Source organism: Parvibaculum sp. (assembly GCF_035511255.1).
GTDB lineage: Bacteria > Pseudomonadota > Alphaproteobacteria > Parvibaculales > Parvibaculaceae > Parvibaculum.
On record NZ_DATKFR010000101.1, the window covers coordinates 1 to 8146 of the forward strand.

Below are 8146 nucleotides of genomic sequence, written 5' to 3' on the forward strand. Positions count from 1 at the left end.
CTCTACGCCGTGCTTCTGGCTGCGGCAATCATCGTCCCCTTCTTCAACCTCGTCGTACCGGCGTCCTGGCCGATCCATATCTCGACTTTCATGGTCGGGCTTCTCGGAAAATATATCTGCTATGCGCTGCTCGCCCTGGCGCTCGATCTCGTCTGGGGCTATTGCGGCATTCTCTCGCTGGGTCACGGAGCATTCTTCGCGCTGGGCGGCTATGCGATGGGCATGTATCTCATGCGCATGATCGGGCCGCGTGGCGTTTATGGAGATCCGATCCTGCCCGACTTCATGGTCTTCCTGAACTGGAGGGAACTACCCTGGTACTGGCACGGCTTCGATCATTTCGGTTTCGCGATGCTAATGGTCGTTCTCGTGCCGGGATTGCTTGCCTTCGTCTTCGGATCGCTTGCCTTCCGTTCGCGCGTCACGGGCGTCTATTTTTCGATCATCACACAGGCGATGACCTTCGCCTTTCTGCTCGCCTTCTTTCGCAACGACATGGGCTTCGGCGGCAACAACGGGTTGACCGACTTCAAGGAAATTCTCGGCCTCGACATCCAGAAGGAAACGACGCGGAATATTCTCTTCGTCGCGAGCCTTGCCGCGCTGGCGGGCGGCTATGCGATCTGCCGGGCCATCGTCACCTCCAAGCTCGGCAAGGTCCTGATCGCCGTGCGCGATGCGGAAAACCGGACGCGCTTTCTCGGCTATCGCGTCGAGCGCTACAAGCTCTTCGTCTGGGTCGTGTCGGCCTGCCTCGCAGGGATCGCCGGCGCACTCTATGTGCCGCAGGTCGGTATCATCAATCCGAGCGAGTTCGCTCCCGCTTCGTCCATCGAAGCGGTGATATGGGTTGCCATAGGCGGGCGCGGGACATTGGTGGGCGCGATCCTCGGGGCGCTGCTCGTCAACGGCTTCAAATCCTGGTTTACGGGCTTTCTGCCGGAACTCTGGCTTTTCGCGCTTGGCGGCCTCTTCATCTTTTCGACGCTCTTTCTGCCGCAAGGCATTCTCGGCGCCTTGCGCTATCGCCGCGCAAAGGGCGCGCCGCCGCCGGACGAGGCGGACGCGATTGCCCCCGAGCCGCCGGCAGAGGATGAACAGCAAGCACAGCTCGAGAGGGCAGGCGCATGACCGCGGGAACACCTCCAAGCCCATCGAACCTTCTCTATCTCGACGCGGTCACTGTGAGTTTCGACGGCTTCCGGGCACTTAACGCGCTCTCGCTCGCGCTCGAGCGCGGTGAGATGCGCGCGATCATCGGGCCGAACGGGGCAGGCAAGACGACGATGATGGATGTCATCACCGGCAAGACGCGCCCCGATCAAGGAGAGGCGTTCTTCGACGGCAGGCACGATCTACGGACGCTCGATGAAGCGCAGATCGCAAATCTTGGCATCGGGCGGAAATTCCAGAAGCCGACCGTCTTCGAGAGTCACACGGTCTGGGACAATCTTCTGCTTGCCCTGAAGGCGCCTCGCGGGGTCTTCGGCACGCTCGTCGCATCGTTGTCGGGCGCGCAGAAGGAAAAAATCGAGGAACTTCTCGAGATCGTGCATCTGACGGACGCCAAGACAATGCTGGCGGCGAACCTGTCGCACGGGCAGAAGCAGTGGCTCGAGATCGGAATGCTGCTGGCGCAGGACCCGCAATTGCTGCTGGTGGACGAACCCGTTGCCGGCATGACGGATGCCGAGACGGCAAAGACCGCCACGCTTCTGCGCGAAATCAACAAGACGCGGACGGTCGTCGTCGTCGAACACGACATGACATTCGTCCGCGACCTCGACGTCAAGGTGACGGTGTTGCACGAGGGCTCGGTTCTCGCCGAAGGCTCGCTCGATCATGTCAGTGCCGATGAGCGCGTCATCGAAGTTTATCTGGGAAGGTAGCGCATGCTCTCCGTCGAAAACGTCAACCTGAAATATGGCGCCGCCCAGGTGCTGTGGAACGTCAGCGTCAAAGCCGAGACGAGCAAGATCACCTGCATCATGGGCCGCAACGGCGTCGGAAAGACGAGCCTGTTGCGCGGCATCATCGGGCACCAGGCGATCAGCGCCGGCAATATCTTTTGGGATGGCAAAGACATTTCGGGCCTGCCCCCCTTCGAGCGCGCGCGGCGCGGTATCGGCTATGTGCCGCAAGGCCGCGAGATATTTCCGTTGCTGACCGTGAAGGAAAATCTCGAATCTGGTTTCGCGGCCCTGCGCGGCAAGAAACGCGAGATACCGGACGAGGTCTTCGAACTCTTCCCGGTGCTGAAGTCGATGCTGTCGCGGCGTGGCGGCGATCTGTCCGGCGGGCAGCAGCAGCAGCTTGCGATCGGTCGCGCCATGGTCACGAGGCCGTCGCTGATGATCTTCGACGAGCCGACCGAGGGTATCCAGCCTTCGGTCATCAAGGATATCGGCCGGGCGATTTTGTATTTGCGCGACAAGGGCGAAATGGCCATCCTTCTGGTGGAGCAATATTTCGATTTCGCTGTCGAGCTTGCCGACAACTTCGTCGTGATGGACCGCGGTCAGGTGGTCATGGCGGGTGCGAAAGCCGACATGGTGGAGCAGAATGTTCGCCGTCATCTCACGGTCTAGAGTTACGGAGCGGATCGGGAAGGCGGACGACGTCGGGTTGCAGCGAAGCCGTGGTGCGCTCGATCTCACATTTTCCAATCGGGAGGGAATCTCCTATGCGGCGCGACGCTTTCAACAGGGAGCATTGAAGGTTCGCTTTCCGAATGTTGCGAAAGACGAGCCGCCGGAAGCGGTCATAATCAATACGGCGGGTGGACTGACGGATGGCGATCAGCTTGACATCGCGATGCAGGTTGAAGCCGCCGCCGGGGCGACGATCACCAGTCAGGCCTGTGAGAAGGTCTATCGCGCAATCGGCGAACCGGCTGAGATTTCGGTGAGGCTGACCCTCGATGCCGGGGCGGCGATGGATTGGCTTCCGCAGCCGACGATCTTCTTCGATGGTGCGCGTCTCCGGCGCGAGACGCAGGTGACGATGGCGGCGGATGCGAGGTTTATGGCGCTCGAAAGCGTGATCTTCGGCCGCGCCGCGATGGGCGAGACGGTTGAGGCGGGAAGCCTGTCCGACGTGTGGACCATCGAACGCGGGGGGCGGCTCGTTCATGTCGACAGGTTCGTGAGCGGTGAGGAAATAGGTCGGATGCTCGGCAGGGCGACGGTGCTCGACGGCCACCGCGCGATGACGACGATGCGTTATGTCGCTCCGGATGCAAGTGCGCGGCTCGAGGAGATGCGGGAGCTGCTTGGCTCCGTTCCTTTTCCGGCCGCCGCGAGTGCCTGGGACGGGTTGATGGTGATGCGCGCCGTCGCGCCCGACAGCTATTGTCTCAACAGGGAGTTGATGCGGGTCCTCGGTGCCTTTCGACGCAGGTCGATGCCACGCGTCTGGTCTATCTGAACATGGAACGGCAAAGATGCTTCTGACGCCTCGGGAAAAAGACAAGTTGCTGATCGCCATAGCGGCGCAGGTGGCGGAGCGCCGCTTGCGCCGTGGCGTCAAGCTCAACTATCCGGAAGTTGTGGCGTTAATCACCGACTTCGTCGTCGAGGGCGCGCGGGACGGACGCAGCGTCGCCGACCTCATGGAGGCAGGTGCGCATGTCGTGACCTGCGACCAGGTGATGGATGGCATCGCCGAAATGCTGCCGGACATTCAGGTCGAGGCGACGTTTCCCGACGGCACCAAGCTCGTCACCGTTCACAACCCCATCCGCTGAAGGAACCGCAGATGAAACAGCCGAATATCTCCATCGCTGCAGCCGCCGCGATTGTCGCGCTGCTGCTGCCCTCTGTCGCCCTCGCGCATCCGGGGCATCTCGGGCCGCATACGCTTCTGAGCGGGCTTGAGCATCCGGTGACCGGCCTCGATCACATTCTGGCAATGGTGGCGGTGGGGCTCTGGGCTTCGCAGCGTGGCGGGCGCGCGCTCTGGTTCTGGCCGTCGGTCTTCGTCGCCGTCATGTTGGCGGGAGGATTCCTCGGCATGGAGGGGATCGCGCTTCCGTTCGTCGAGCCCGGCATCGCGGCGTCGATCCTCGTACTCGGCCTGCTGGTCGCGAATTCGGCCATGCTGTCCGTATGGGCCGGCGCCGTTATCGTCGCCACTTTCGCGCTCTTTCACGGTAACGCGCATGGCCTCGAGGCGCCGGAGACGGGGGCGTCGTTTCTCTATGCGTTGGGTTTTGCAGCATCGACCGCCGCCCTTCACGGCGCCGGGTTGGCGCTCGGCCTCGCGGCGCGCGGCGCCGACTGGCAGAAGTTCGTGCGGATCGGCGGTGCGCTGACGGCGGGTGTCGGCGGCATCCTGCTTTTCGTGTGAGGGCGCCATGATTCCCGGAGAGGTTTTCCCGGCCGAGGGCGAGATCGTTCTCAATGCTGGCCAGCTGCGCGTGACGCTGCAGGTTTCCAATGCGGGCGACCGGCCCGTGCAGGTCGGTTCGCATTATCACTTCTTCGAGGTGAACTCCGCCCTGCATTTCGATCGCGCGGCCGCGAAGGGCATGCGGCTCGACATTGCGGCGGGGACGGCGGTGCGCTTCGAGCCGGGACAGATGCGCGACGTGACGCTCGTTCCCCTTGGCGGCACCCGCACCGTTTATGGATTTCAGCAGAAGATCATGGGGACGCTCTAGGATGGCCATTATCGCGCGCGCCCTTTATGCGGACATGTTCGGCCCCACCACGGGCGACCGGGTGCGGCTCGCCGACACCGACCTCATCATCGAGGTCGAGAAGGACTTCACAATCTATGGCGAGGAAGTGAAGTTCGGCGGCGGCAAGGTGATCCGCGACGGCATGGGACAGAGCCAGGCGACGCGGGCGCAGGGCGCCGTCGACACGGTCATCACCAACGCGCTGATCGTCGATCACTGGGGCATCGTGAAGGCGGACGTGGCCCTGAAGGACGGCAGGATCGCCGCCATCGGCAAGGCGGGCAATCCCGATGTGCAGCCGGGCGTCGATATCATCGTCGGACCGGGCACCGAAGTGATTGCAGGCGAAGGCAAGATCCTTACGGCGGGTGGGCTCGACGTTCACATACATTATATATGTCCGCAGCAGATCGAAGAGTCGCTGATGTCGGGCGTAACGACGATGCTCGGCGGCGGTACGGGACCGGCGACCGGCACCAATGCGACGACCTGCACGCCCGGTCCTTGGCATCTCGCGCGGATGATCGAAGCTGCCGACGGCTTTCCGATGAATCTCGGCTTCGCGGGAAAGGGCAATGCGTCGCTCCCGGGCGGCCTGATCGAGCAGGTGGAGGCCGGCGCCTGCGCGCTGAAGCTGCACGAAGATTGGGGCACGACGCCCGCCGCGATCGATTGCTGTCTCGATGTCGCCGACCGCTTCGACGTGCAGGTGATGATCCACACCGATACGCTGAACGAGAGTGGCTTCGTCGAGGACACGATTGCGGCTTTCAAAGGCCGGACGATCCATGCCTACCATACCGAAGGCGCGGGCGGCGGACACGCGCCGGACATCATCAAGCTTTGCGGCCTTCCGAACGTCTTGCCGTCCTCGACCAATCCGACACGGCCCTACACGATCAATACGCTCGACGAACATCTCGACATGCTGATGGTCTGCCATCATCTCGATCCGTCGATCCCGGAGGACGTCGCCTTTGCGGAAAGCCGCATTCGACGCGAAACGATTGCGGCGGAGGATATTCTTCACGATCTCGGCGCCTTCTCGATCATCTCGTCGGACAGCCAGGCCATGGGTCGTGTCGGCGAAGTGCTGATCCGCACTTGGCAGACCGCCGACAAGATGAAGCGCCAGCGCGGCCGCCTGCCGGAGGAGATGGGTGACAACGACAATGCGCGGGTGAAGCGCTATATCGCGAAATACACGATCAATCCGGCGGTGGCGCAGGGGCTCGCCGCGCATGTCGGTTCCATCGAACCCGGAAAGCGCGCCGATCTTGTGCTGTGGGACCCGGCTTTTTTCGGCGTCAAGCCTTCGCTTGTCCTCATGGGCGGCATGATCGTCGCCGCGCCGATGGGTGACCCCAATGCGTCGATCCCGACGCCGCAGCCGGTGCATTACCGCCCGATGTTCGGCGCCTATGGAAAGGCACTCGCGTCGAGCAGCGTCACATTCGTTTCGCGCGCGGCCGTCGAGAACGGACTCGCGGCCCGGCTCGGCGTATCGAAGGAACTCGTTGCGGTCGACCATACGCGCGATATCGGAAAAGCGAATATGATGCATAACGACGCGATGCCGTCGATCACGGTCGATCCGGAGACCTACGAGGTGCGGGTCGACGGAGATATCATCACCTGCGAGCCTGCAACCGTGCTGCCGATGGCGCAGCGCTATTTCCTGTTCTAGATCATGAAGCGCGTCATTCAGATTTTGAAGGGCTGGGCCGGCGCGGTGAGCGACGACATCCTGCTCGATTTTCAGGACCGTCATCGTCGCCGCATCGTGCTGACGGCCGCGAAGGGGACAGAGTTCATCCTCGATCTCTCGGAAGTGCCGGACCTGCGCGATGGAGACGGGCTCCGGCTTTCATCCGGTGAGACGGTGCTGGTGCGGGCTGCTCCCGAGGCGCTGATGGAAATCACCTGTTCCGATCCGCTGCATCTCGCGCGCATCGCCTGGCATCTCGGAAACCGGCATCTGCCGACGGAGATCGCGGAGAAGCGATTGCGTATTCGCGCGGATCACGTCATCGCCGACATGGTGCTGGGCCTTGGCGGGGAGGTGCGTTCGCTCGACGCCCCCTTCGATCCGGAGGGCGGCGCTTATGGCGGGGCCGCTTCCGCTTATCACGGTCACCGCCATAGTCATGATGACGATCACGACCATGACCACCATGATCATCATCATCACGGCCATGCGCATGGACACAGTCATGGTCATGGATAGCGCCGCGCTCTACCGACTGATGACATGGATGTCTCCGTCCTATCCGGTGGGCTCCTTCTCCTACTCGCATGGACTCGAATGGGAGGTCGAGGAGGGCACGGTCAATGATGCCGGGAGCCTGACGCGATGGCTCTGCGACATCGTTCTTATTGGCAGCGGGCGCAATGACGCGATCTTTCTCGCTCATGCGCATGGCGTGGCGTCGCGTGGGGACGATGAGACGCTTGGCAGGCTCGCCGACTATGCGCTCGCATTTGCTGGAAGCGCCGAGCGACGCATGGAAACCGAGCAACAGGGTCGCGCCTTCTGCGAGGTGACATGCCGGACATGGGGGAGCCCGACGCTCGACCGTTTGCGCGCCGATCGTTCACCCGTCATCGCTTATCCGATCGCTGTCGGCGTGGCGGCGGTGGATCACGGCATGGCGCTCATGCCGGTGCTCGAGGCTTATGTGCATGCCTTTGCGGCGAATCTCATTTCCGCCGGCGTGCGCCTCGTTCCGCTCGGCCATAGCGATGGGCAGCGCGTCACCATCGCCATCGAACCGGCGGTGCGCGAGGCTGCCATGGACGCGGCGACCGGCGATCTTTCCCGCCTCGCGAGCGTCACCATCATGGCCGACATCGCATCGATGAAACACGAAACCCAATATACGAGGTTGTTCCGCTCATGAGCCCTTCACCCCATGGTCCCCTGCGCGTCGGCATCGGCGGCCCGGTCGGTTCCGGCAAGACGGCTTTGATGGAAGCGCTCTGCACGGTCTTTCGCGATCGCTACGACATCTGCGCGATCACCAACGATATCTATACAAAGGAGGACGCGGCGATCCTAATGCGCGCGGGGGCCTTGCCCGACGACCGCATTCTGGGCGTCGAGACCGGGGGCTGCCCGCATACGGCGATCCGCGAGGATGCCTCGATCAATCTTGCGGCCGTCGCCGAAATGCGCGGGCGCTTTCCGAAGCTCGATCTCGTTCTCATTGAATCCGGCGGGGACAATCTCGCGGCGACCTTCAGTCCCGAACTTGCCGACATCACGATCTATGTGATCGACGTCTCGGGCGGAGAGAAGATACCGCGGAAGGGCGGACCCGGCATCACACGCTCCGATCTGCTGGTCATCAACAAGACGGATCTTGCGCCGATGGTCGGCGCTTCACTCGAGGTGATGGATGCCGATACGAAACGCATGCGCGGGGAAAGACCCTATGTCTTCACCAACATGAAGGCGCGGGAAGG

Annotated in this window: 10 protein-coding genes and 1 pseudogene; all 11 read left to right on the plus strand. The window is 62.6% G+C overall.

Annotated elements, in window-relative coordinates:
- The first annotated feature begins 9 nt into the window (after nucleotides 1-9).
- Nucleotides 10-1131 carry an urea ABC transporter permease subunit UrtC gene (gene urtC / locus VMR03_RS03380; RefSeq protein WP_325402301.1) on the plus strand — a complete coding sequence of 374 codons (1122 nt, stop codon included), beginning with the start codon at nucleotides 10-12 and terminating at the stop codon, nucleotides 1129-1131.
- Nucleotides 1128-1889 (plus strand): urea ABC transporter ATP-binding protein UrtD, encoded by a 762-nt coding sequence (gene urtD / locus VMR03_RS03385; RefSeq protein ID WP_325402283.1) that lies wholly within the window; start codon nucleotides 1128-1130, stop codon nucleotides 1887-1889. Before urtC ends, urtD begins: the two co-directional genes overlap by 4 nt.
- A 3-nt stretch (nucleotides 1890-1892) precedes the next feature.
- The gene (gene urtE / locus VMR03_RS03390; RefSeq protein ID WP_325402285.1) at nucleotides 1893-2588 is read left to right on the plus strand and encodes an urea ABC transporter ATP-binding subunit UrtE; all 696 of its coding nucleotides are present in this window, start codon (nucleotides 1893-1895) and stop codon (nucleotides 2586-2588) included.
- Nucleotides 2563-3426, plus strand: coding sequence for an urease accessory protein UreD (locus VMR03_RS03395; protein ID WP_325402287.1), 864 nt, complete (start codon nucleotides 2563-2565; stop codon nucleotides 3424-3426). Before urtE ends, VMR03_RS03395 begins: the two co-directional genes overlap by 26 nt.
- Before the next feature lie 16 nt (nucleotides 3427-3442).
- A pseudogene (locus VMR03_RS03400) lies at nucleotides 3443-3742 on the plus strand (urease subunit gamma); the annotation flags it as partial.
- Nucleotides 3743-3756: 14 nt separating this feature from the next.
- Nucleotides 3757-4347 (plus strand): HupE/UreJ family protein, encoded by a 591-nt coding sequence (locus tag VMR03_RS03405; protein ID WP_325402289.1) that lies wholly within the window; start codon nucleotides 3757-3759, stop codon nucleotides 4345-4347.
- 7 nt (nucleotides 4348-4354) lie between these two features.
- Complete coding sequence (locus VMR03_RS03410; RefSeq protein WP_325402291.1) at nucleotides 4355-4660, plus strand: urease subunit beta; 306 nt, start codon at nucleotides 4355-4357, stop codon at nucleotides 4658-4660.
- Between the two features lies 1 nt (nucleotide 4661).
- The gene (gene ureC / locus VMR03_RS03415) at nucleotides 4662-6368 is read left to right on the plus strand and encodes an urease subunit alpha (protein WP_325402293.1); all 1707 of its coding nucleotides are present in this window, start codon (nucleotides 4662-4664) and stop codon (nucleotides 6366-6368) included.
- Between the two features lie 3 nt (nucleotides 6369-6371).
- Nucleotides 6372-6908, plus strand: a complete 537-nt coding sequence (locus tag VMR03_RS03420) for an urease accessory protein UreE (protein WP_325402295.1) — start codon at nucleotides 6372-6374, stop codon at nucleotides 6906-6908.
- Entirely contained in the window at nucleotides 6847-7581 is a 735-nt protein-coding gene (locus VMR03_RS03425; protein ID WP_325402297.1) for an urease accessory protein UreF, read from the plus strand. The genes VMR03_RS03420 and VMR03_RS03425 overlap by 62 nt, the downstream gene beginning before the upstream one ends.
- On the plus strand, nucleotides 7578-8146 hold a 569-nt coding region (gene ureG, locus VMR03_RS03430; protein WP_325402299.1), incomplete at its 3' end, for an urease accessory protein UreG. The genes VMR03_RS03425 and ureG, both read left to right, overlap by 4 nt.

Bases quoted from the DNA above. Each gene is read 5' to 3' on its own strand.
- VMR03_RS03395 (WP_325402287.1), top strand. From the start codon at position 2,563: ATGTTCGCCGTCATCTCACGGTCTAGAGTTACGGAGCGGATCGGGAAG.
- VMR03_RS03420 (WP_325402295.1), top strand. From the start codon at position 6,372: ATGAAGCGCGTCATTCAGATTTTGAAGGGCTGGGCCGGCGCGGTGAGC.
- VMR03_RS03425 (WP_325402297.1), top strand. From the start codon at position 6,847: ATGACCACCATGATCATCATCATCACGGCCATGCGCATGGACACAGTC.
- VMR03_RS03410 (WP_325402291.1), top strand. From the start codon at position 4,355: ATGATTCCCGGAGAGGTTTTCCCGGCCGAGGGCGAGATCGTTCTCAAT.
- urtD (WP_325402283.1), top strand. From the start codon at position 1,128: ATGACCGCGGGAACACCTCCAAGCCCATCGAACCTTCTCTATCTCGAC.
- ureC (WP_325402293.1), top strand. From the start codon at position 4,662: ATGGCCATTATCGCGCGCGCCCTTTATGCGGACATGTTCGGCCCCACC.
- VMR03_RS03405 (WP_325402289.1), top strand. From the start codon at position 3,757: ATGAAACAGCCGAATATCTCCATCGCTGCAGCCGCCGCGATTGTCGCG.
- urtE (WP_325402285.1), top strand. From the start codon at position 1,893: ATGCTCTCCGTCGAAAACGTCAACCTGAAATATGGCGCCGCCCAGGTG.